The sequence below is a fragment of the Vogesella perlucida genome (genome assembly GCF_979366545.1).
This window is the reverse complement of sequence record NZ_CEETRO010000010.1, coordinates 1-20,257: the sequence shown is the minus strand read 5'-3', so window position 1 is coordinate 20,257 and position 20,257 is coordinate 1. Positions and strand designations below refer to the sequence as shown.

At 61.7% G+C, this 20,257-nt stretch carries 24 protein-coding genes, 1 rRNA gene and 1 pseudogene; 12 read left to right on the top strand and 14 right to left on the bottom strand.

Annotation, left to right across the window (positions count from 1 at the left end):
• The 7 genes and pseudogenes from ACZ9XP_RS14365 to rraA form a co-directional block, all read left to right on the top strand.
• Positions 1 to 306, top strand: a pseudogene (locus ACZ9XP_RS14365) (hypothetical protein); the annotation flags it as partial.
• Positions 303 to 1,328, top strand: a complete 1,026-nt coding sequence (locus tag ACZ9XP_RS14360) for an RnfABCDGE type electron transport complex subunit D (RefSeq protein WP_147686858.1) — start codon at positions 303 to 305, stop codon at positions 1,326 to 1,328. The pseudogene ACZ9XP_RS14365 and the gene ACZ9XP_RS14360, both read left to right, overlap by 4 nt.
• Entirely contained in the window at positions 1,321 to 1,941 is a 621-nt protein-coding gene (gene rsxG, locus ACZ9XP_RS14355) for an electron transport complex subunit RsxG (protein WP_465188659.1), read from the top strand. Before ACZ9XP_RS14360 ends, rsxG begins: the two co-directional genes overlap by 8 nt.
• On the top strand, positions 1,938 to 2,642 hold the full coding sequence (locus tag ACZ9XP_RS14350) for an electron transport complex subunit E (RefSeq protein WP_465188658.1): 705 nt from the start codon (positions 1,938 to 1,940) through the stop codon (positions 2,640 to 2,642). The genes rsxG and ACZ9XP_RS14350 overlap by 4 nt, the downstream gene beginning before the upstream one ends.
• Positions 2,639 to 3,271 carry an endonuclease III gene (nth, locus tag ACZ9XP_RS14345; protein ID WP_147686865.1) on the top strand — a complete coding sequence of 211 codons (633 nt, stop codon included), beginning with the start codon at positions 2,639 to 2,641 and terminating at the stop codon, positions 3,269 to 3,271. Before ACZ9XP_RS14350 ends, nth begins: the two co-directional genes overlap by 4 nt.
• Before the next feature lie 73 nt (positions 3,272 to 3,344).
• Positions 3,345 to 4,823 carry a DegQ family serine endoprotease gene (locus ACZ9XP_RS14340; protein ID WP_147686867.1) on the top strand — a complete coding sequence of 493 codons (1,479 nt, stop codon included), beginning with the start codon at positions 3,345 to 3,347 and terminating at the stop codon, positions 4,821 to 4,823.
• 94 nt (positions 4,824 to 4,917) lie between these two features.
• The gene (gene rraA / locus ACZ9XP_RS14335; RefSeq protein ID WP_465188657.1) at positions 4,918 to 5,397 is read left to right on the top strand and encodes a ribonuclease E activity regulator RraA; all 480 of its coding nucleotides are present in this window, start codon (positions 4,918 to 4,920) and stop codon (positions 5,395 to 5,397) included.
• On the opposite strand, the gene ACZ9XP_RS14330 is transcribed toward rraA, so the two are convergent.
• The 7 genes from ACZ9XP_RS14330 to pcnB form a co-directional block, all read right to left on the bottom strand.
• Positions 5,349 to 5,798, bottom strand: a complete 450-nt coding sequence (locus tag ACZ9XP_RS14330) for a GFA family protein (protein ID WP_465188656.1) — start codon at positions 5,796 to 5,798, stop codon at positions 5,349 to 5,351. The two genes, rraA and ACZ9XP_RS14330, sit on opposite strands and share 49 nt — an antisense overlap.
• 139 nt (positions 5,799 to 5,937) lie before the next feature.
• Positions 5,938 to 6,318, bottom strand: a complete 381-nt coding sequence (panD, locus tag ACZ9XP_RS14325) for an aspartate 1-decarboxylase (RefSeq protein ID WP_147686873.1) — start codon at positions 6,316 to 6,318, stop codon at positions 5,938 to 5,940.
• Between the two features lie 29 nt (positions 6,319 to 6,347).
• Complete coding sequence (panC, locus tag ACZ9XP_RS14320) at positions 6,348 to 7,181, bottom strand: pantoate--beta-alanine ligase (protein WP_017509303.1); 834 nt, start codon at positions 7,179 to 7,181, stop codon at positions 6,348 to 6,350.
• Between the two features lie 58 nt (positions 7,182 to 7,239).
• Positions 7,240 to 8,031, bottom strand: coding sequence for a 3-methyl-2-oxobutanoate hydroxymethyltransferase (panB, locus tag ACZ9XP_RS14315; protein WP_465188655.1), 792 nt, complete (start codon positions 8,029 to 8,031; stop codon positions 7,240 to 7,242).
• A gap of 67 nt (positions 8,032 to 8,098) precedes the next feature.
• Complete coding sequence (locus ACZ9XP_RS14310; RefSeq protein WP_465188654.1) at positions 8,099 to 8,737, bottom strand: deoxynucleoside kinase; 639 nt, start codon at positions 8,735 to 8,737, stop codon at positions 8,099 to 8,101.
• A 13-nt stretch (positions 8,738 to 8,750) separates the two neighbouring features.
• Positions 8,751 to 9,230 (bottom strand): 2-amino-4-hydroxy-6-hydroxymethyldihydropteridine diphosphokinase, encoded by a 480-nt coding sequence (gene folK / locus ACZ9XP_RS14305; RefSeq protein ID WP_465188653.1) that lies wholly within the window; start codon positions 9,228 to 9,230, stop codon positions 8,751 to 8,753.
• The gene (pcnB, locus tag ACZ9XP_RS14300; RefSeq protein ID WP_465188652.1) at positions 9,227 to 10,591 is read right to left on the bottom strand and encodes a polynucleotide adenylyltransferase PcnB; all 1,365 of its coding nucleotides are present in this window, start codon (positions 10,589 to 10,591) and stop codon (positions 9,227 to 9,229) included. Before pcnB ends, folK begins: the two co-directional genes overlap by 4 nt.
• Positions 10,592 to 10,959: 368 nt before the next feature.
• Here pcnB and ACZ9XP_RS14295 point away from each other — a divergent pair, with 368 nt between their 5' ends.
• The 3 genes from ACZ9XP_RS14295 (at position 10,960) to murB (ending at position 13,771) form a co-directional block, all read left to right on the top strand.
• Positions 10,960 to 11,250: a hypothetical protein gene (locus ACZ9XP_RS14295; RefSeq protein ID WP_147686883.1), complete on the top strand. Its 291-nt coding sequence runs from the start codon at positions 10,960 to 10,962 to the stop codon at positions 11,248 to 11,250.
• 82 nt (positions 11,251 to 11,332) lie between these two features.
• A complete protein-coding gene (locus ACZ9XP_RS14290) occupies positions 11,333 to 12,733 on the top strand; it encodes an MATE family efflux transporter (RefSeq protein WP_465188651.1) in 1,401 nt (466 codons plus the stop codon).
• Between the two features lie 9 nt (positions 12,734 to 12,742).
• A complete protein-coding gene (murB, locus tag ACZ9XP_RS14285) occupies positions 12,743 to 13,771 on the top strand; it encodes a UDP-N-acetylmuramate dehydrogenase (RefSeq protein WP_465188650.1) in 1,029 nt (342 codons plus the stop codon).
• A gap of 70 nt (positions 13,772 to 13,841) precedes the next feature.
• On the opposite strand, the gene ACZ9XP_RS14280 is transcribed toward murB, so the two are convergent.
• Together ACZ9XP_RS14280 and ACZ9XP_RS14275 are read right to left on the bottom strand one after the other, a co-directional pair.
• Positions 13,842 to 14,219 (bottom strand): MAPEG family protein, encoded by a 378-nt coding sequence (locus ACZ9XP_RS14280; protein WP_147686889.1) that lies wholly within the window; start codon positions 14,217 to 14,219, stop codon positions 13,842 to 13,844.
• A 9-nt stretch (positions 14,220 to 14,228) separates the two neighbouring features.
• Positions 14,229 to 14,888, bottom strand: coding sequence for an energy-coupling factor ABC transporter permease (locus ACZ9XP_RS14275; protein ID WP_465188649.1), 660 nt, complete (start codon positions 14,886 to 14,888; stop codon positions 14,229 to 14,231).
• A gap of 119 nt (positions 14,889 to 15,007) precedes the next feature.
• Here ACZ9XP_RS14275 and nadC point away from each other — a divergent pair, with 119 nt between their 5' ends.
• Positions 15,008 to 15,853, top strand: coding sequence for a carboxylating nicotinate-nucleotide diphosphorylase (nadC, locus tag ACZ9XP_RS14270; RefSeq protein ID WP_465188648.1), 846 nt, complete (start codon positions 15,008 to 15,010; stop codon positions 15,851 to 15,853).
• Between the two features lie 53 nt (positions 15,854 to 15,906).
• Here nadC and ACZ9XP_RS14265 read toward each other — a convergent pair whose 3' ends face one another.
• The 4 genes from ACZ9XP_RS14265 to trxA form a co-directional block, all read right to left on the bottom strand.
• The gene (locus ACZ9XP_RS14265) at positions 15,907 to 16,512 is read right to left on the bottom strand and encodes a CoA pyrophosphatase (protein ID WP_465188647.1); all 606 of its coding nucleotides are present in this window, start codon (positions 16,510 to 16,512) and stop codon (positions 15,907 to 15,909) included.
• Between the two features lie 3 nt (positions 16,513 to 16,515).
• Positions 16,516 to 17,154 (bottom strand): trimeric intracellular cation channel family protein, encoded by a 639-nt coding sequence (locus ACZ9XP_RS14260; RefSeq protein ID WP_147686898.1) that lies wholly within the window; start codon positions 17,152 to 17,154, stop codon positions 16,516 to 16,518.
• 77 nt (positions 17,155 to 17,231) lie between these two features.
• Positions 17,232 to 18,488 carry a transcription termination factor Rho gene (gene rho / locus ACZ9XP_RS14255; protein ID WP_147686900.1) on the bottom strand — a complete coding sequence of 419 codons (1,257 nt, stop codon included), beginning with the start codon at positions 18,486 to 18,488 and terminating at the stop codon, positions 17,232 to 17,234.
• A gap of 149 nt (positions 18,489 to 18,637) precedes the next feature.
• Positions 18,638 to 18,964 carry a thioredoxin TrxA gene (gene trxA / locus ACZ9XP_RS14250; protein ID WP_147695746.1) on the bottom strand — a complete coding sequence of 109 codons (327 nt, stop codon included), beginning with the start codon at positions 18,962 to 18,964 and terminating at the stop codon, positions 18,638 to 18,640.
• A 168-nt stretch (positions 18,965 to 19,132) separates the two neighbouring features.
• Between trxA and fabI the strand changes: the two genes are divergently transcribed.
• Positions 19,133 to 19,921, top strand: coding sequence for an enoyl-ACP reductase FabI (gene fabI, locus ACZ9XP_RS14245; RefSeq protein ID WP_465188646.1), 789 nt, complete (start codon positions 19,133 to 19,135; stop codon positions 19,919 to 19,921).
• 213 nt (positions 19,922 to 20,134) lie between these two features.
• Here fabI and rrf read toward each other — a convergent pair.
• Positions 20,135 to 20,247: ribosomal RNA gene (gene rrf, locus ACZ9XP_RS14240) — 5S ribosomal RNA — on the bottom strand.
• Positions 20,248 to 20,257: the final 10 nt, after the last annotated feature.

Sequence of the window (20,257 nt, the reverse complement as noted above, 5' to 3'; positions counted from 1 at the left end):
GCCGACGCCGCCAAAGCCGCCGATGCGGCCAACCCGGACAGCCCGCCCGCCGCCACACCCCCACAAACCGGCATGGACGACGCCAAACGCGCCGCCATCGAAGCCGCCATGGCGCGTGCTGCCGCCCGTAAAGCGGCAGCCGACGCCGCCAAAGCCGCCGATGCGGCCAACCCGGACAGCCCGCCCGCCGCCACACCCCCACAAACCGGCATGGACGACGCCAAACGCGCTGCCATCGAAGCCGCCATGGCGCGTGCTGCCGCCCGCAAAGCCGCCGCCCAGGCACAGAAAGACGCATCCGAATGAGCCGCCACGCTACCCATATCGCCCAGCCCGTCACCGTTTCCCGGGTGATGCTGAAAGTGCTGGCCGCCCTGCTGCCCGGCATTGCCGTCTCGGTGTACTGCTTTGGCCCCGGCGTACTGGTGCAGCTGCTGCTGGCCACGCTCACCGCGCTGGCTGCCGAGGCGGCTGTACTGCGGTTGCGCCAGCGCCCTGTCGCCCCCGCTCTGGCCGACCTGTCGGCCGTCGTCACCGCCTGGCTGCTGGCGCTATCGATGCCGCCGCTGGGCGCGTGGTGGATGATCGTCGTGGCCACGCTGTTTGCCATCGTGCTGGGCAAACAGCTGTACGGCGGCCTGGGCAACAACCCGTTCAACCCGGCCATGGTGGGCTTTGCGGTGATGATCGTATCGTTTCCGGCGCAGATGGCGGCCTGGGGTACACCGTTGGCCGCACTGGACGCCGCCGCGCAGCTGCAATGGATCTTCACCCACACCCTGCCTGCCGGCAGTAGCGTGGACGCAGTGTCCAGCGCCACGCCGCTGGACGTGCTGAAAACCGGCCTGCTGCAAGGCGGGCAGGATGTCGCCCAGCTGCTGCAACAGCCGCGCTTTGGCCAATGGGGTAATGCCGGCGGCGAATGGGTAGCGCTGGCGTGGGCACTGGGCGGGCTGTGGCTGTGGCAGCAAAAGCTGATCCCGTGGCGCACACCGCTGGCTATGCTGGCCGGCGTGCTAGCGGTGAGCCTGCCGCTGTGGCTGTGGCAGCCGGCGCACTACGCCAGCCCGCTGTTCCACCTGCTGAACGGTGCCACGCTGCTGGCGGCCGGCTTTATCGTGACCGACCCGGTGAGCGGCAGCACCACGCCGCTGGGGCGGCTGATTTTCGGCTTTATGGTGGGCGTGCTGGTGGTGGTGATTCGCGTGTTTGGCGGTTTTCCCGACGCGGTAGCGTTTGCCGTGCTGATCATGAATATGGCGGTGCCGTTCATCGACCAAACCACCCAGCCGCGTGTGTTCGGCCGCAAAGGGGGGCGCCATGCGTAATGCTGCCACCCAGGCTCGCCGCAGCGCCATCACACTGGCTGCCTTTGCCGCCACCGCCACCGTGCTATTGGCGGGCACTTGGCTGGCCACGCATCAGCAAGTAGAAGCCAACGAAGCCGCCACCCGCGCCGCCCTGCTGGGACAGGCGCTGCCGGCAGGCAGCTTCGACAACGACCTGGCCGCCAGCGCCCTGCCTCTGCCGCGCAGCGTGGCGCAGCAGCTGGTACAGCGTGATGCGGCCAAGGTGTACCTGGCGCGCCAGCATGGCCAGCTCAGCGGCGTGGTGCTGGAAGCCGCCGCACCCAACGGCTACGGCGGGCGCATCGAGCTACTGGTCGGCATTGCCCGCGACGGCACGGTGCAAGGCGTACGCGTGGTGAGCCACCGTGAAACGCCGGGGCTGGGCGACTATATCGACCTGGCCGTCAGCCCCTGGGCACGCCAGTTTGCCGGCAAGCCGGCCGACAGCCGCTGGGCGGTGAAAAAAGACGGCGGCGATACCGACTACATCAGTGGCGCCACCATCTCGGCCCGCGCCGTGAGTGCAGCGGTGGCACGCTGCAGCGATTACTACCGCAGTGCGCAAGCGCGCCTGCTGCAAGGACAACCATGAGTACACCCCCTACCGTGTGGCAAGACATCGCCCGCAAGGGCCTGTGGCAACAAAACCCCGGCCTGGTACAGCTGCTGGGCCTGTGCCCGGTGCTGGCCATCAGCAATAACGTGGTCAACGCGCTGGCGCTGGGCCTGGCCACCACGCTGGTCACCGCGCTGTCCAGCGCCACCGTGTCCAGCGTGCGGCACTGGGTACCGCACGACATCCGCAACCCGGTGTTCATCATGATCATTGCCAGCCTGGTGACCTGTGTAGATCTGGCCATGAACGCCTGGCTGCACGAGCTCTACCTGGTGCTGGGCATTTTCATCCCGCTGATTACCACCAACTGCATCGTAATGGCCCGTGCCGAGGCCTTTGCCTCGCGCCAGCCGGTGCGCGAAGCCGCCTGGGATGGTGCCATGATGGGCCTGGGGCTAACCGGCGTACTGGTGGCACTGGGCGCGCTGCGCGAGCTGCTGGGCAAGGGCACGCTACTGGCCGGCGCCGACAAGCTGTTCGGCCCCGTCGGCCACCACCTTAGCCTGCAGCTGGCCGGACCCGATTACCAGTTCTTGCTGATGCTGCTGCCACCGGGCGCCTTTTTGGGCCTGGCGCTGCTGATTGCCGGCAAGAACGCGCTGGACGCCCGCGCCCGCCAGCGCCAGGCCGCTGCGGCCAACCCTGCCACCCTGGCCAATACCGGTACCACGCCATGAACAAGACCATCCGCCAGGAAATTTTTGCCCGCCTGCAGGCCCATAACCCGCACCCCACCACCGAGCTGGAATACGCCAGCCCGTTTCAGCTGCTGATTGCCGTGCTGCTATCGGCACAGGCCACCGACGTGGGCGTGAACAAAGCCACCCGCGTGCTATTCCAGGTGGCCCCCACGCCGGACAAAATGTACGCGCTGGGCGTGGCCGGGCTGGAGGAATACATCAAGACCATCGGCCTGTACCGCACCAAGGCCAAGAACACCATCGAAACCTGCCGTATCCTGCTGGCACAGCACGGTGGCGAAGTACCGGAAAACCGCGAGGCACTGGAGGCGCTGCCAGGGGTTGGCCGCAAAACGGCCAACGTGGTACTGAATACTGCCTTTGGCCACCCCACCATTGCGGTAGACACGCATATTTTCCGCGTCAGCAACCGCACGCGCCTGGCACCCGGCAAGGACGTACGCGAGGTAGAAGACAAACTGTTACGTTTTGTGCCCGCAGAATACAAACAGGACGCGCATCATTGGCTTATCCTGCACGGGCGCTACGTTTGCAAGGCCAGAAAGCCGGATTGCGAACGCTGCGTGATCGCAGACCTCTGCGAATATCCGGCAAAACCGCTATGATGAACGCCTGTCGATTGATTTTTACTGTCATCGCTGCCCGCCAGCGATAAACGAATCTAAAAGGATTGCCCAGGTGAACGCCTGCACACGCTTGGCCCTCATCACCGCCGTCGCCCTGTCCGTAGGGGGTTGCGGCAAAATCGAAGCACTATTCAAGGACGACAAAGGCGCGCCCGTCGCCGTACCGGCCAAGGCCGACGGCAGCGTGGCCATGCTGCTGCCGGACTTTACCCAGCTGGTAGAGCGCGAAGGCCCCGCCGTGGTCAATATCCAGGCCATGCGCGCCGAAACCCGCGCCAGCCAAAGCGACAACCCCTATCCGGTGCCGGAAGACGACCCGTTTTACGAGTTCTTCCGCCGCTACATGCCCAACCCGAACCAGCAGCAGGAAACCCCGCAGCCTTCGGAAAGCGTCTCGTTTGGCAGCGGTTTCATCTTTACCGACGACGGTTACATCCTCACCAATGCGCACGTGGTCACCGGCAGCAGCCAGATCAAGGTCATGCTCACCGACAAGCGTGAAATGCGCGCCCGCCTGGTAGGCCTGGACAAACGCACCGACGTCGCGGTGCTGAAGATCGATGCGGCCAACCTGCCCACGGTCAAGACCGGCACGCCGGACGAGCTGAAAGTGGGCGAATGGGTCGCAGCCATCGGCGCGCCATTCGGCTTTGAAAACACCGTCACCGCCGGCATTGTGTCGGCCAAAGGCCGCAGCCTGCCGGACGAAAGCTACGTGCCCTTCATCCAGACCGACGTGGCCATCAACCCCGGCAACTCCGGTGGCCCGCTGTTCAACCTGAAGGGCGAGGTGATCGGCATCAACTCGCAGATCTACAGCCGCAGTGGCGGTTTCATGGGGATCTCGTTTGCCATCCCTATCGACCTGGCCATGAAGGTAGCCGACCAGCTCAAAGCCAAAGGCAAAGTGAGCCGCGGCCAGCTGGGCGTGCATATCCAGGAAGTTTCGCAGGAGCTGGCACAGTCTTTCGGTCTGGATCGTGCCCGCGGTGCGCTGGTGGTACGCGTAGAGCCTGCCGGCCCTGCCAGCCGTGCCGGGGTGCAGATTGGCGACATCATCCTGCGCCTGAACGGCCAGAATGTGGAAAGCTCGCGCGACCTGCCACGCATGGTGGGCGACCAACCACCGGGCGCACAGATCAAGCTGGGTGTGTGGCGCAAGGGCAAAGAGCAGAATATCGAAGCCATCCTGGCAGAGCTGGCGCCAGAGCAGACACAAGCTACGCCGGAGCAGAGCCAGCCGGACGTGCCACAAAGCTACCAGTTTGGCAAACTGGGCCTGACGCTGTCCGAGCTGAGCGCCAGCGACAAGCAGGAGCTGGGTATTCGTGGCGGGCTGTTTGTGCAAAAGGTACAGGGCCTGTCTGCCCGTGCCGGCCTGCAGCACGGCGATATCATCATCGGCCTGAACCAGGTGGAAATCACCACGGTGAAAGGCTTTGAAAAAGCATTAAACGACGCACGCGGCAATATTGCGCTGCTGGTAAGACGTGGCGACAGCACGCTGTTTGTCCCGCTACGCATGAACTGATTTCCAGCCGCCGCCAGGCGGCTTTTTTACGCCGGTACGGTATGGCCGAACATACGGCCAGCCAAACGGCGGCGCTTGAAACAAAGGAGAAACCATGAGCTTTCTGACAACCGACCTGTACGATGCCCACGAAGGCCGCGTGGCCGTGCTGGAACCCATGCTGAAAAGCTACGGCGGCAAAGCGCGTTTTGCCGGCCAGATCGTCACCCTGAAGCTGTACGAAGACAACACCCTGGTACGCGAGATGCTGGCAGAGCCCGGCGCGGGCAAGGTGCTGGTGGTAGACGGCGGCGGCTCGAAACGCTGCGCCCTGCTAGGCGACCAGATTGCCGAGCTAGCAGTAAAAAACCAGTGGGAAGGCGTGGTGATCTACGGCTGCATTCGCGACTCGGTCGCCATCGGTGCGCTGCCGCTGGGCGTGCGCGCGCTGGACACCAACCCGAAAAAATCGGTGAAGCGCAACGAAGGCACGCGCGACCTGGTGCTGAATTTTGCCGGGGTGGACTTCACCCCAGGCCACTGGCTCTACGCCGACGAAGACGGGGTACTGCTCTCCCCCGTGGCCTTGCTCTGATACGGCACCAACTGACGGTGGCGTGGGTGTGCCGGCAGCAGCGGTGACAGGCTGTCGCGCACCCACAACAGCATCTGGTCGGCCCAGGTGTGATCCTCGGGCACCAGGTGTTCCGGCTCATCCAGCGTCGCCGCGGTAATGTCGATCTCGTCCGGCGAGCCTTCGTGCCGGTAGCTCAGCGTGGTACCGCACTGCGGGCAAAAGCCACGTTTTACCCCCAACGAAGAATGATACAGCCGCAATTCGCCCTGCCATTGCAGGTCGATACTGCGTACGGTAAACCAGGTCACAAAGGGCGCGCCGCTCGCCTTGCGGCACGACGCGCAGTGGCAATGGGTGACATGGTAAGGTTGGCCGCGAAAACGGTAACTTACCGCACCGCACAAGCATCTTCCCTGCATCGCCGCCACCTTTCTGTGAAAATCATTCATTTGTCACTATAGCCAAGGTGCCACACTGGGAAAAGTGGTGCGGCGCAATAAATTGCACCCAATAAAAAAGACAGCCACGGCTGTCTTTTTTATTGCCTTGCGGCCAACCTCAGGCCGGCTGTACCGGCGTGGCGCCTTTTACCTCGGTGATCACATTGTGCTCGTCCACAAACACCAGCTTGGGGCTGTGGTTGGCCAGCTCGCTGTCTTCGTAGGCGGCAAAGCTGGCAATGATCAGCAGGTCGCCCGGGGCGGCGCGGCGTGCGGCCGAGCCATTCACCGAAATGGTACCCGAGCCACGCTCGGCGCGGATGGCATAGGTGGCAAAGCGCTCGCCATTGGTGACGTTCCAGATCTGGATTTCTTCATACTCGCGGATATCCGCCGCTTCCAGCAGGTTTTCGTCGATAGCGCACGAGCCGATGTAATGCAGCTCGGCATGGGTGGTGGTAACACGGTGAAGCTTGGATTTCAGCATGGAACGCTGCATGGTTTTTTCCTGTTACTGGCGCTGCAATGTCAGCGCGTTACTTCGATATTATCAATCAGGCGGGTACGGCCCAGGCGGGCAGCCGCCAGCACCACCAGGCGCGGCTCACCGGCGTGGGCCACTTCCAGCGTATCGGCCTGGCGCACCTCGATATAGTCCACACGCCAGCCGTGCGCGGCCAGGTCATCAGCGGCGGCTTTTTCCAGCACGGCGTAGCGGTTATCCCCCGCCAGCAGGGCGTCACGAATAGCGGACAGGTGGCGATACAGGCGTGGCGCTTCGGCACGCTCTTCGGCACTCAGGTAACCATTGCGCGACGACAGCGCCAGGCCATCTTCGGCACGACCGGTGTCGACCGGCACGATCTCGATCGGCATGTTCAGGTCGTCTACCATGGCACGAATCACGTGCAGCTGCTGGAAGTCTTTCTTGCCGAAACAGGCCACATCCGCCTGCACGATATTGAACAGCTTGCTCACCACAGTGGCCACGCCACGGAAGTGGCCGGGGCGGAAGGCGCCGCACAGCTCGTTCTGGATATGCGGCGGCTCGACGTTGAAGTCTTGCTTGATGCGCGGGTACAGCTCGCGCTCGTCCGGGAAGAACAGCACGTCTACGCCAGCGGCTTCCAGCTTGGCGCAGTCGGCTTCAAAGGTGCGCGGATAGGCGTCAAAATCTTCGCCCTGGCCAAACTGCAGGCGGTTCACAAAGATGCTGACAACGACCTTGTCGGCGTGCTGGCGCGCGGCTTCTACCAAAGCCAGGTGGCCGGCGTGCAGATTACCCATGGTGGGGACAAAAGCCAAGCGGCCAGCGGTTTTGCGCCAGGCGCGCAGCTGGGCGATGCTACGAATGATTTGCATGGTGCTCACTCAGTGAGGGCGCGCGGCCCGGCGTGTTGCACGGGTCGCGGCGTGTGACTCAGAAACAGTGCTCTGGCGCAGGGAAGCTGCCACCCTTGACGGCGCTGACATAGGCACCGACGGCGCCCTGGATGCTGTGCGCTTCGTCCATGAAGTTTTTCACGAAGCGGGCCTTCTTGCCCGGGAACACGCCGAGCACGTCGTGCAGCACCAGCACCTGGCCGGAAACATCGGGGCCGGCACCAATACCGATGGTCGGCACGCCAATGCTCTCGGTCACGCGCTTGGCCAGCGCGGCAGGTACGCACTCCATCAGCACCATGCTGGCACCGGCATCGGCCAGGATGCGGGCTTCTTCCACGATACGCTCGGCATCGCTTTCGCTCTTACCCTGTACCTTGTAGCCACCAAAGGTATTCACAAACTGCGGGGTGAGGCCAATATGGGCGCACACCGGCACTCCGCGCTGCACCAGGAAGCGGACGGTGTCAGCCATGAAAGCGCCGCCTTCCAGCTTCACCATGTGGGCACCGGCCTGCATCAGGCGGGCCGAGCTGGCAAAAGCTTGCGCCGGGCTTTCCTGATAGGCACCAAACGGCAGGTCGGCCAGGATCAGGGCGCGCTGGCTGCCACGGGCCACGCAGCGGGTGTGATACGCCATCTCGTCCATGGAGACGGGCAATGTGGAGCCTTCCCCGCGGATAACCATGCCCAGCGAATCGCCGATCAGCATGATATCGACCCCGGCATTGTCCAGCAGGGTGGCGAAGCTGGCGTCGTAGCAGGTCATCATGGCGATCTTCTGCCCCTCGGCTGCCATGCTGTGCAGGGTGTTAACGGTGACTTTCATGTCTTTTTTCCTTGTTGCTTCTTCCGGTTGCGCGTTGTCCAGCTTGTGGCCGGGCGCGCCCAGGGCTTTATATGCCCTTGTTGAAGTAATTGCGCTGGCCACGCATCTCGCTGATGCAGCGCAACAATAGCCCGAAATCTTCTTCACCTTCAACCAGATCAAGATGGTCGGTGTTGACGATCAGGAGCGGAGCCGCCTCGTAGGCGTGAAAAAAGGTGCTGTAGGCTTCGTGCATGCGCTGCACATAGCCTTCCGGCATGGCGATGGTTTCGCCCGCGGCAGCGCGTGCGGCCAACCTTTTGCTGACTGTTTCCGGCGACGCTTGCAGGTAAATGACCAAGTCGGGCACCGGGTGCTCGGGCAGAAAACGCTGCACGATGCGCTGGTACAGCGCCAGCTCGTCTTTATCCAGCGTCTGCGCGGCAAACATGGCGTCTTTATCAAACAAGAAATCGGACACCAGCGGCGCCGCCAGCAGGTCGCCCTGCAGCATGGCCTGCGCGGCGTCGGCACGCTGCATCAGAAAGCTCAGCTGGGTAGAAAAAGCGTGGTACGGCGGGTGGCGATAAAAACGCTCCAGAAACGGGTTCTGTTCGGCGTCTTCGGCCAGCAGGCGTATTTGCCAGTAGCTGGCCAGGCGGCGGGCCAGCTGGGACTTGCCGGAGCCTATCGGCCCTTCTACCACGACATAGCGCAAATTCGACATAGCGTTTTCCTGTCTAAGCCAAACGTTTGACACCCGCCGCATCCAGGCCGGCGGCAATATCGGCAGCAGCACCATGGTTGCCAACCTGCATGTCTGCCGCCATGTCAGCCAGTGGCAGCATGACAAAGGCGCGTTCGTGCATGCGCGGGTGCGGCAGCGTCAGAAAGTCGGTATCCAGCACCACGCCTTCCACCAGCAGCAGGTCCAGGTCCAGTACACGCGGGGCGTTGCGGAAGGTGCGCACGCGGCCAAATGCCTGCTCGACCTCCAGCAATGCAGCCAGCAACGCTTCGGGCGACAGACTGGTCTGAACCTCGCACACCGCGTTGATGAAGTCGGGCTGGTCAGCATAGCCTACCGGAGCCGTCTGATAGCAGGCAGAACGGCGCAGCAGGGAGACACCCGGCAGGGCGGCAATCGCCGCCAGGGCGGCTTCTACTTGCTGTACCGGGTTTTCCAGATTACTGCCTAGCGCAATAACGGCACGGCTCACTCGGCGCTACCCTCGGTGGGGCGGGCGTTCGGTTTGCGGCGGCGGCGGCGCTTCTTGCGCTCGGCGTTGTCGCCACTGGCGGCGGCCGGGGCATGGCGGGCTTCTTCTACCAGTAGCTGGCGGTCGGCGTGATCGGCATGCTGGAACTCGGCCCACCATTGCACCATTTCGCGCGGCACGTCGCCTACTTCGGCGCGCAGGCAGTAGAAATCGAAGGCCGCACGGAAGCGCGGCTGCTCCAGGAAGCGGAACGGGCGTGCGCCATTGCGGTTGTCAAAGCGCGGCTGCAGCGCCCAGATCTCGCGCATGGTGGCGGAGAAGCGGCGCGGGATGGCAAAGTCTTCATCCTGCAACGACTCCACCTCGGCCATGGCTTCCATCAGTGCAGCAATGGACTTTTCGCCGTCGGCGGTGCGCGCTTTCCAGCGGTTGTTTACCTGCGCCCACAACAGTGCGGCCAACATGAAGCCTACCGATACCGGTTTGTCGGCACGGATACGCTCGTCGGTGCTGGCCAGCGCCAGTTTGAGGAAGGCTTCACCGCCGTCTTCGTCCATCACGGCGTCCAGCAGCGGGAAAATACCGCGCGACAGGCCTTCATCACGCAGTTTTTTCAGGCAAGCATAGGCGTGGCCGGAGTGCAGCAGCTTCAGCAGCTCGTCAAACAGGCGCGCTGGTGGCTCGTTTTTCAGCAGGTGGGCGTGGGCGGCAATCGGCTTGCGGGTGTGCTCGTCGATCTCGAAACCCAGCTTGGCCGCCAGGCGCACGGCGCGCAGCATGCGCACCGGGTCTTCCTGGTAGCGGCGGGCAGGCTGGCCGATCATCACCAGCTTTTTGGCCTGCAGGTCTTTCACCCCGTGGTGGTAATCGATGATGGTTTCATCGGTGGGGTTGTAGAACAGCGCATTCACGGTAAAGTCGCGGCGCAGCGCGTCTTCGGACTGGTTACCGTAGGTGTTGTCGGCCATGATGCGGCCGGTTTCATTGGTCTTGCCTGCCTCGCCACCGCGGAAGGTGGTGACCTCGATGGTTTCCGGCCCCATCATCACGTGCACGATGCGGAAGCGACGACCGATGATGCGCGAGCGGCGGAATATATGATGCACTTCTTCCGGCGTGGCACTGGTGGCCACGTCAAAATCCTTGGGCGATACGCCCAGCAGCAAGTCGCGCACGGCCCCGCCTACCACGAAAGCGCTGTGGCCGGACTCTTGCAGCCGCGATACCACACGCAGGGCGGCGTGGCTCAGTGCATCGCGGCGTACGCCGTGCTGCGCCAGCGATAGCACGCGCGGCTTGGGTTTGTTGCGGCCGATGCCGGCTGGCAGGTCGAAAACGCGGCTGATCAGTTTGCGAATCATCAGGAACAGTATCTGGAAGAAGGTGGGAGGCAGCAGTTGCTACCCTATTCAAGCGGGGGATTATAGCCCGATATCCTGCGCATTCTCCAGCATTGTGCCAAGGCGGTACTTGACAGTATCGATAGACTGCTCTAATTTCGAGCCTGCGCCGATTTGTGACTGCTTGCGGGGCGCCCGATAAATTCCAGCTAAAGCGTGCAGACCACCCGCTGACCGCTTTATTGCTGCAGCGGGTTTTTCTTTGGCAGGCAGCCAGGCCACACTACCGTTTTACGCGCCGAGTTAATCGACAACTTGCAGGGCGCTTTCGAAATTCTGCTAAAGCGTCGCTCGGCCAGCCGGGCGCGCACACCGCTACGGAGACTGCCATGTACGACTGCCAAGAAGACCGCTATACCGACTTTGCCATCACCCCCCGCTGTGCGGCCCCTACCCTCAGCGGCTCGCTTACCGCCAATGCCACCCCTGCCACACGCCACAAGCTGACCGAGCTGGCGGCCTACGCCACCGAACGCGGCCTGGATATCAGCCTGCAGCAAGGTACGCTGGCCATCTACGCCCTTAGCCTGACCGAGGCGCTTAATATCAACGCCCGCTTTGGCCACGACTTGCTGATCAGCTGCCATCTGCGCCGCGACCCGCCTGCGCGTTTTGGCTGACACAGCGTTCGCAAGGTTGGCCGCACGGCCAAAGGCGGCAGCCGTATAATGCCGCCTTTATTCCTACCCGCCGCCGCCCTGCATGCTGTTTGATCTGAACCGTACCCCTGTCGCCACCCTACGGCAGGAAGCCCATACCCTGGGCAAACTGGCGCTGCCGATGATGGTGGCGCAGATTGCCCAGGTGGCGACTGGCTTTGTCGATACCGTGATGGCCGGCCACGTCAGCACCGACGACCTGGCCGCCGTATCGCTGGGCTCCAGTGTCTTCATCACCGTGTATGTCACGCTGATGGGCGTGGCGTCGGCCATGAACCCTATCTTGTCGCAGCAGTTTGGCCGTGGCGATACCCACCAGATTGGCGCCACGGCACGCCAGGGACTGTGGTTCGGCCTGCTACTAGGCTTGCTGGGCATGGCGCTGATGCTGGCTATCCAGCCGCTGCTGCGCCTGTGGCTGGACCTGCCCGCCAGCGTAGAAGACAAGGCCATGCTATTCATTACCGGCAGCGCCATGGGCATGCCGGCGGCCATTTTGCACCGTGCGTTGTACGCTTTCAGTTCCAGCCTGAACCATACCCGCCCCATCATGCTGGTGAGCATCTGCGGCCTGCTGCTGAACATACCGCTGAACTACGCGCTGATACACGGCCTGGCCGGCCTGCCGGCACTGGGTGGCGCCGGCTGCGGCTGGGCTACCGGCATGGTGATGTGGTTTAACGCCGCCGCGCTGTTTTGCGTCATCAAATACCAGAAGGTCTACCAGCCTTACGGCCTGACCGGCGGCTTTAGTTGGCCGCAATGGCAGCGTTTTCCGGCTTTCATCAAGCTGGGCCTGCCTATCGGTTTGTCCTTTTTTGTGGAAGTGAGCCTGTTTTCCTTTATTGCGCTGCTGGTCGCCAAACTGGGCACCACCGTGGTGGCCACCCACCAGGCAGTGCTGAACTTTTCCAGCGTGATCTACATGATCCCGCAGAGCATCGGCGTGGCGCTCACCATCCGCGTCGGCCAGCGCGTTGGCGCAGGGGACTACCGCGGCGCGCGAACCGTGTGTGGCGTGGGCCTGGCCATGGGTGTGGCGCTGGCCTGCCTCACCATGATCTGGGTGCTACTGGGGCGCGAAGGCATCATGCGCACCTATAGCAGCGACCCGGCGGTGATTACCCTGGGCATGTCGCTGATGCTATTTGCCGCCTTTTACCAGCTGACCGACGCCATGCAGACCATTGCCTCGGCAGCGCTGCGCGGCTACAAGATCACGACCATGCCGATGGTGATTCATATCGTGTCATTCTGGCTGGTAGGCTTGGGCCTGGGGGCACTACTGGGCCTGAGCCACCTGCCGCTGCCCGGCCTGACACTGCCCATGGGCGTGCATGGTTTCTGGCTGGCGCTGGTGATCAGCCTGAGCCTGGCCGGCCTGCTGCTGGTAAGCTATCTATCGCGCGAGAGCCGCCGCCGGCTGCACCGCCAAACTGCCTGAAAGAATACCGTGACACCTGTTATCTACCGCGAACAACCCATCCGCGCCTTCAATACGTTCGGCATGAACGTGAAAGCCGCCTTTTTCAGCCAGCTGACCGACCTGGCCCAGCTGCCCATCCTGCTGGCGCAGCCGGTGGTGCAGCACGGCCCGCTTCTGTGGCTGGGCGGCGGCAGCAATATGTTGTTTACCCAGGATTTCGACGGGGTGATCATCCAGAACTGCCTGAAAGGTGTGCAGCTACTGGCCGAGGACGAACAGTCTGTGCTGGTAGAAGCCGCTGGCGGCGAGGTATGGCACGACTTTGTGCAATACACCTTGCAGCAAGGCTGGAGCGGGCTGGAAAACCTCAGCCTGATACCGGGCACCGTGGGTGCCAGCCCCATCCAGAACATTGGCGCGTATGGCGTAGAAGTCAAAGACCTGATTCACGAAGTCGTGTGCGCCGACCTGGCCACCGGCGGCACCGAGGTGGTACTGAGTAACGCAGACTGCCACTTTGCCTACCGCGACAGCGTGTTCAAGCAGGCACTGGCCGGGCGTTATCTGGTCACGGCGGTGCGCTTTCGCCTGCACAAGACCTTCCAGCCGCGCATCGGCTACGGCGACATCAGCAAAGCACTGGCGGCCATGGGCTGCAGCGATACGCCCACCGCGCTACAAGTGAGCCAGGCGGTCATCAGCATCCGCCAGAGCAAGCTACCCGACCCGGCCGTGCTGGGTAACGCCGGGAGCTTCTTCAAGAACCCTATCGTCCCGCGCGAACAGGCCGATGCCCTGCTGGCGCAGCACCCTGCCCTGCCGCATTACCCGCAAGCCGATGGCAGCGTGAAGTTGGCCGCGGGCTGGCTGATCGAGCAAGCTGGGCTAAAAGGCTATCGCGATGGCGACGCCGCCGTGCACGACAAGCAGGCACTGGTGCTGGTCAACCACGGCCAGGCCAGCGGTGCGCAAATGTGGGCGCTGGCCAGCAAGGTGCGCCAGACGGTTTACCAGCAATACGGCGTGGTGCTGGACCCTGAACCCATCGTGCTGTAAACCTGCCTGCACACGCAAAAGCGGCCAACCTTGCCCACAAGGTTGGCCGCTTTGCTATCCGGCACCCGCTTTACAACAGATGCGCAGACGCCAGAAACAGGTAAATCACCGCCGCATAACCCACCATCCAGGACAAGGAACGCAGGCTGGGCTTATCGGCCAGGTAGCACGCCCCAAAAGCCACGCGCGCCAGCAAAAACACACCGGCGGCGGCATCCATCTTCCCCTGCGGCACCAGGTTCAGAAACGCCACCACCACCGCAGCCGCAAAGACGGGAAACGCTTCCCAGCTGTTTTGCTGCGCCCAGTGCGCCCGCAAACGCCAGCCTGTCAGCGCAGCCTGTGCGGCTCGCGGCGCGTGGTTATTCATCCCGCCAGACTTGGACAGGGCAGCAAACAGCAAGGGCATTACGGCGGCAATCAACACCGCCCAGAAAGCAAACTGCATCAAACCCTCCTAGTGAACCAGATAACGCCGGTCATCGAACGTAGCTACCCACAATGGCCTGTACACAATCAATATCGCCAGTACCAGGCCACTGGTAAACGCCTCGGACCAGGCCAGCAAAAAGTAAAAGGGCAATACCTCGCCCAACAGATACTCCGCAGGGTACGCCCCGGCCAGGCCAAGCGCCAGCAAACCGCACGCTGCTGCCAGCAACAAGCCGGCAGCCCCGGTGAGAAAGGCATTCACGAACACATACACAAACAGGTTCGGTGCCAAACGCTGCCGTGCCCACCGCAATACGCCTGCGGTCAACAGCGCCGGTGGCACATAGCTCAACAGCACATTCAGGCCGATGGCCAGCGGGTCGATCAGGCCGGCGGCCAGCAGCGCCAGCTGCACCAGCGACAAGGCCAGCAGCGCCAGCCACGGCCCCATCAGCAGGGTGAATACCGTGGCACCCAAGAGGTGAAACGACAAACCGGGCTGCCACCCCGCTTTGGCCAGCGTAAACCCCATCAGCACCACACAGGCACCACACCAGGCCGACACCGCCTGCGGCGGCAAAGCCCGCCACGCCACGCGGCGAGCACACAACAGCAACAAGGCCAGCCACAGCCCATTTGACCCCCACACCCAGGGCAGCGCAAACTGCCCGGCCAGAAAATTCATGCTGACTCCATTTTGCCCAAGCGCAACACGGGCATCATAGCAAAGCCCGCCCGCGCCACAAAAACCCCAGCCCGGCACAATCAGGTAAAATGCGGCCAACCTTATACCGGATGATCGTCATGTTTAGCTTGCCCGCACCGCACCACATTGCCAACCTGATCAGCCAGGCACTGGCCGAAGATATCGGCCAGCAGGACTGGACTGCCCTGCTCATCAACGCCGATAGCGAAGGCAAGGCACAAGTGGTAGCACGTGAAGCGGCGACAATTTGCGGGCAAGCCTGGTTTGACGAAGCCTTTCGCCAGGTAGACCCGCGCTGCCAGGTCAGCTGGCAAGTCGCCGAAGGCCAGCACGTGGCCGCCAATACCGTGCTGTGCCATATCCACGGCCCGGCCCGCGCCCTGCTTACCGCCGAGCGCACGGCACTGAACATGCTTCAAACCCTGTCCGCTGTGGCCAGCGAAACCCGTCGCTACAGCGAGCTGGTGGCCGGCACCCGCGCCCGCATTCTGGACACCCGCAAAACGCTGCCCGGCATGCGCCTGGCGCAAAAATACGCCGTCACCGTAGGCGGCGGCGTCAACCAGCGTATTGGTCTGTACGACGGCATCCTGATCAAGGAAAACCACATCATGGCCGCCGGCAGCATTACCCAGGCGCTGCAGCGCGCCCGCGAGCTGGCGCCGCCACAAGTGAGCATTCAGGTAGAAGTAGAAAACCTGGCCGAGCTGAATGAAGCGTTGGCCGCAGGCTGCACACTGGTGCTGCTGGATAACATGTCGCTGGACGATATGCGCGAGGCCGTACGACTGAGCGCCGGCCGTGCATTACTGGAGGCATCCGGCGGCGTGGATTTCAGCACCGTGCGTGCCATTGCAGAAACCGGTGTAGACCGCATTTCCATCGGCAAGCTTACCAAAGACATCCGCGCCATCGACCTGTCGATGCGCTTTAGCCAGGCCTGAGTAGCGGGCAGCCCCCATCACAAAACAAAACCGGCCACATGGCCGGTTTTTCTTTACGCCGCCTGGCTGGCATAAGCCAGCGCCATGCGCCGCAGCATGGCAGCGGTAGCGCCCCACACATAGTACTCGCCATGCGTGAGCGAGTAATAATGCCCGCGGTAGCCATCGCGCTCGTAATGATGGCGCTCGTACTGGCGTGCATCCAGCGCCAGCGACAGCGGCAAGGTAAACACCTCGTCCACTTCGTCTGGCGATGGCTGGAACACCACCGGTTGCGTCAACACCCCCAGCACCGGCGTCACGGCGTAGCCGGTAATGGTCTGATACTGCCCCATCTGCGCCACCACACGCACAGCAGTGGGCGGCAGACCGATCTCCTCCTCCGCCTCGCGCAGTGCCGCCATGGCCGCCGTGGCATCGCCCTCCTCCAGCCGCCCGCCGGGGAAGCTGATTTGCCCGGCATGGCTACGCAAGTGGGCCGTACGGCGCGTCAGCACCACCTGCCAGCCATCGTGCTGCCACAGCACCAGAATCAACACCGCAGCCGGCTTGCTGCCCATATCCCGTGGCAACAAGCCTTCCTCATCGTCATCCAGCGGCACTTGCGCTAACGTGGCCAGCAGTGCGGCCAACGCGTCTTCCCCCAGGGCATGCAACATGGCTTAGCCTCTTTTTTTACTAGCACCAATCTTGGGTAGCGACAGCTCCCCCCAGTGCGCCACCAGGCGCAATGCCACGCCGGATAAAAACACCAACTGCACCGCCAGCATGTGGTCCCAGCCCAGCATGGCCAGCACGTAGAGCGCCACGGCCACCACAATGGATACCGTACCGTAAAAGTCCTTGTGCAAGATGAACGGCACATCGTTCACCATCATGTCGCGCACGATACCGCCACCTACAGCGGTAACAAAACCCAGCAGGATCACACCAAAGGCATTGATGTGGTACTCCACTCCCAATTTAGCCCCTGCCAGGCTGAACGCAACCAGCCCTATCGAATCTGCCACAATAAATAGCGTAGTCAATAACTCATGCTCGCGCTTGTGCAGGCGTGCCGCCATGGCTACCAACAGGGTAATGGCAATGATGATCAGGTTGGTGTTATCCAGAAACACCTGCGGCATGCGGCCAACCAGCACGTCGCGTATCACCCCGCCACCAATGGCGGTCAGCAGGGTAACGATAATGATGCCCAGCAAGTCCAGGTGCTTGCGCACGCCCAGCAAATAGCCCGACACCGCAAACGCGACCGTGCCGATCACCGAATAGCCGTCAAAATCCAGTAAGTAATCCAGCATGAAACTATCCATCAACCCGAATAGGAAAAACGCCAGACCGTATGGCCTGGCGTTGTGTGCTTTGCCTGATGGCGCGCTTAGCGACGCATCGAGTCAAAGAAGGCCAAGTTGGACTTGGTTGCACGCAGCTTGTCCAGCATGAACTCCATCGCTTCCAGGTCGTCCATCGGGTACAGCAGCTTGCGCAGTACCCAGATACGCTGCAGCTGCTCTTGCGGAATCAGCAGCTCTTCGCGGCGGGTACCCGAGCGGTTGATATTGATCGCCGGGAAGATACGTTTTTCGGCCATGCGGCGATCCAGGTGGATCTCCATATTGCCGGTACCCTTGAACTCTTCGTAGATCACATCATCCATACGCGAGCCGGTATCCACCAGCGCGGTAGCAATAATGGTCAGCGAGCCGCCTTCTTCGATATTACGGGCAGCACCAAAGAAACGCTTAGGGCGCTGCAGGGCATTGGAATCCACACCACCGGTCAGCACCTTGCCAGAAGCCGGAATCACGGTGTTGTAGGCGCGTGCCAGGCGGGTAATGGAATCAAGCAGGATCACCACGTCTTTTTTGTGCTCTACCAGGCGCTTGGCCTTCTCGATCACCATCTCGGCCACTTGCACGTGGCGGGTAGCTGGCTCGTCAAAGGTAGACGACACCACTTCGCCGCGTACCGAACGCTGCATCTCGGTCACTTCTTCCGGGCGCTCGTCAATCAGCAACACGATCATTTCCACTTCCGGGTGATTCGTGGTGATGGCGTGGGCAATATGCTTCAGCATCACGGTCTTGCCGGACTTGGGCGGTGCGACCAGCAAGCCGCGCTGGCCTTTACCGATAGGCGCAATCAGGTCGATCAGCCGGCTGGTAACATTTTCCTCAGCCTTGATATCGCGCTCAAGGCGCAGACGCTCGGTCGGGAACAGCGGCGTCAGGTTCTCGAACAGGATCTTGTGCTTGGCCTGCTCTGGCGGGCCACCGTTCACCTTGTCTACCTTCACCAGGGCAAAATAGCGCTCACCTTCTTTGGGCGTGCGGATTTCACCTTCAATGGTGTCGCCAGTGTGCAGATTAAAACGGCGAATCTGCGACGGGCTGACGTAAATGTCATCCGGGCCTGCCAGATAGGACGAATCAGGGCTGCGCAAGAAACCGAAACCATCCGGCAGCACCTCCAGCGTACCTTCGCCAAAAATACTCTCGCCTTTTTTCGCCTGGTTTTTCAGCAGGGCGAAAATCAGGTCCTGCTTGCGCAGGCGGTTGGCGCCATCAATCTCATTGGAAATAGCCATTTCCACGAGTTCGCTAACATGTTGGCGCTTTAGATCAGATAGATGCATATGTGTACGGTCAGCCTAAGAATGTAACAAGGCGGCAAAGAGCACCGAGACTGAGGAAATAAAGAAGGGAAATATGAAACGAGCGGCCAAGGCCGCTCGCGTACTGGACTACTGGGAAGATAGTCCAAGAGGCACTAGCTGTCAATCAATTACAGGTGTGCATTCAGGAACTCGATCAGCTGCGTCTTGGACAGCGCACCCACCTTGGTAGCCGCCACTTCGCCGCCCTTGAACAGCATCAGGGTAGGAATACCGCGGATACCGAATTTAGGTGGCGTTGCCTCGTTTTGATCAATATTCAGCTTGGCAACCACCAGACGGCCTGCATATTCTTTTGCCACGTCATCCAGGATAGGGGCAATCATTTTGCAAGGACCGCACCATTCAGCCCAGTAATCCACCAGCACAGGGGTTTCAGCTTTCAGGACTTGCTGTTCAAACGAATCATCAGTCACGTGCAGAATCAGGTCGCTCATTTTTTTCCTCTCGATTGGGTGTCGATTATCAGCTTACAGGCGATGGTAACAACTCCCCCTCCCTGCATCAACCCTAAATAACAGCCTGACAGCCAAACAGCCCCCACAAGACGATCGGTCGATTGACCGCTATAATGTCTGGCTGCTTTAGATTGAAAAGGATTTAACATGGGTTTCCTGCAAGGCAAAAAGATTCTGATCACCGGCATGATCTCGAACCGTTCCATTGCCTACGGCATTGCACAAGCCTGCCATCGTGAAGGTGCCGAACTCGCCTTCACCTACGTGGTAGACAAGCTGGAAGACCGTGTTCGTGAAATGGCTGCCGATTTTGGCAGCACACTGGTTTACCGCTGCGACGTACAAAGTGACGCGGAAATCGCCGGACTATTCACCGCACTAGGCAAAGACTGGGACGGGCTGGATGGCTTGGTGCACGCCATTGCGTTTGCCCCACGGGAAGCACTGGAAGGCGACTTCCTAGACGCACTCAGCCGTGAAGCATTCCACACCGCTCACGATGTTTCCGCCTACAGCTTCGCCGCACTCGCCAAGGCAGCACGCCCCATGATGCAAGGCCGCCGCGCAGCCCTGCTCACCCTGTCTTACCTGGGTGCCGTACGCGCCATACCCAACTACAACGTAATGGGCCTGGCCAAAGCCAGCCTGGAAGCCTCCGTTCGCTTCATGGCCGCCAGCCTGGGCAAGGAAGGCATACGCGTTAACGGCATCTCGGCAGGCCCCATCAAGACACTTGCCGCCGCAGGCATCTCCGGCTTCAGCAAACTACTCAACATGGCAGCAGACCAATCCTGTTTACGCCGCAACGTTACTACCGAAGAAGTCGGCAATACCGCCGCCTTCCTGCTGTCCGATTTATCCTCCGGCATCACCGGTGAAATCACCTATGTTGATGCTGGCTTCAGTATTAACTCACTGAACGTACCCGAGGCCTGAAGTACCCAAGCCAAAGCCCGCACAAGCGGGCTTTTTTTATGTCTGTCGGTATCCATGCGGCCAACGTTGGCCGCAGGCAGTGCCGCCCAGCGGCTCGGCGCGCACCAACAACAAAGCCCTCTTGCGCGGGCTTTTCACATCAATACAGCGATGGCTATCCGCCACTGCAAAGCACAAAGCCCAGCTCGTGTGAGCTGGGCTTCGGTATCGGGCGTCTGGCGGTGTCCTACTTTCACACAGGTATCTGCACTATCATCGGCGCTGAGGCGTTTCACGGTCCTGTTCGGAATGGGAAGGCGTGGGACCACCTCGCTATGGCCACCAGACATAAACTGT

Coding starts and splice junctions, on each gene's coding strand:
- fabI (WP_465188646.1), top strand. CDS start 19,133: ATGGGTTTCCTGCAAGGCAAAAAGATTCTGATCACCGGCATGATCTCG.
- ACZ9XP_RS14310 (WP_465188654.1), bottom strand. CDS start 8,737: ATGTCGAATTTGCGCTATGTCGTGGTAGAAGGGCCGATAGGCTCCGGC.
- ACZ9XP_RS14360 (WP_147686858.1), top strand. CDS start 303: ATGAGCCGCCACGCTACCCATATCGCCCAGCCCGTCACCGTTTCCCGG.
- pcnB (WP_465188652.1), bottom strand. CDS start 10,591: ATGATTCGCAAACTGATCAGCCGCGTTTTCGACCTGCCAGCCGGCATC.
- ACZ9XP_RS14260 (WP_147686898.1), bottom strand. CDS start 17,154: ATGCTGGATTACTTACTGGATTTTGACGGCTATTCGGTGATCGGCACG.
- panC (WP_017509303.1), bottom strand. CDS start 7,181: ATGCAAATCATTCGTAGCATCGCCCAGCTGCGCGCCTGGCGCAAAACC.
- ACZ9XP_RS14295 (WP_147686883.1), top strand. CDS start 10,960: ATGTACGACTGCCAAGAAGACCGCTATACCGACTTTGCCATCACCCCC.
- trxA (WP_147695746.1), bottom strand. CDS start 18,964: ATGAGCGACCTGATTCTGCACGTGACTGATGATTCGTTTGAACAGCAA.
- ACZ9XP_RS14330 (WP_465188656.1), bottom strand. CDS start 5,798: ATGCAGGGAAGATGCTTGTGCGGTGCGGTAAGTTACCGTTTTCGCGGC.
- panB (WP_465188655.1), bottom strand. CDS start 8,031: ATGAAAGTCACCGTTAACACCCTGCACAGCATGGCAGCCGAGGGGCAG.
- ACZ9XP_RS14350 (WP_465188658.1), top strand. CDS start 1,938: ATGAGTACACCCCCTACCGTGTGGCAAGACATCGCCCGCAAGGGCCTG.
- rsxG (WP_465188659.1), top strand. CDS start 1,321: ATGCGTAATGCTGCCACCCAGGCTCGCCGCAGCGCCATCACACTGGCT.
- nth (WP_147686865.1), top strand. CDS start 2,639: ATGAACAAGACCATCCGCCAGGAAATTTTTGCCCGCCTGCAGGCCCAT.
- ACZ9XP_RS14290 (WP_465188651.1), top strand. CDS start 11,333: ATGCTGTTTGATCTGAACCGTACCCCTGTCGCCACCCTACGGCAGGAA.
- rraA (WP_465188657.1), top strand. CDS start 4,918: ATGAGCTTTCTGACAACCGACCTGTACGATGCCCACGAAGGCCGCGTG.
- panD (WP_147686873.1), bottom strand. CDS start 6,318: ATGCAGCGTTCCATGCTGAAATCCAAGCTTCACCGTGTTACCACCACC.
- nadC (WP_465188648.1), top strand. CDS start 15,008: ATGTTTAGCTTGCCCGCACCGCACCACATTGCCAACCTGATCAGCCAG.
- rho (WP_147686900.1), bottom strand. CDS start 18,488: ATGCATCTATCTGATCTAAAGCGCCAACATGTTAGCGAACTCGTGGAA.
- ACZ9XP_RS14265 (WP_465188647.1), bottom strand. CDS start 16,512: ATGTTGCATGCCCTGGGGGAAGACGCGTTGGCCGCACTGCTGGCCACG.
- ACZ9XP_RS14275 (WP_465188649.1), bottom strand. CDS start 14,888: ATGAATTTTCTGGCCGGGCAGTTTGCGCTGCCCTGGGTGTGGGGGTCA.
- ACZ9XP_RS14280 (WP_147686889.1), bottom strand. CDS start 14,219: ATGCAGTTTGCTTTCTGGGCGGTGTTGATTGCCGCCGTAATGCCCTTG.